At 71.7% G+C, this 367-nt stretch carries 1 pseudogene; it reads right to left on the bottom strand.

The features are described 5' to 3' along the window. Positions 1-105 precede the first annotated feature (105 nt). Positions 106-367: pseudogene (locus tag ACFXKA_RS43375) on the bottom strand (dTDP-glucose 4,6-dehydratase); the annotation flags it as partial.

Below are 367 nucleotides of genomic sequence, written 5' to 3'. Positions count from 1 at the left end.
AGGTGCACCAGGGCGCCGTCGGCGGTGAACGCCTCGCCGAGGCGGCGGCCCAGGTAGCCGGTGCCGCCGAGCACCACGACGCGGGGCCCGGCGGCCCCACCGCTGTCAGCCTTCGGCACGTTCGGCCCCGTACTTGACGGACTTCCACCAGTCGACGTTGTCGCGGTACCAGTCCACCGTGGCGGCCAGGCCCTCCTCGAATCCGGTCAGCGGCGCGTACCCCAGCTCGTCGCGGATCTTGGAGTCGTCGATGGAGTACCGCAGGTCGTGCGCCTTGCGGTCGGCGACGTGGCGGATCATCTCCGGTCCCGAGCCGGTCTCTTCGAGCAGCCGCTCGGTGATGGCGCGGTTGGTCCGCTCGTTGCCG

It is taken from the genome of Nocardia sp. NPDC059228 (genome assembly GCF_042754245.1).
GTDB lineage: Bacteria > Actinomycetota > Actinomycetes > Mycobacteriales > Mycobacteriaceae > Nocardia.
Note: the sequence above shows the minus strand (reverse complement) of the source record. Positions and strands in the feature narration are given on the sequence as shown.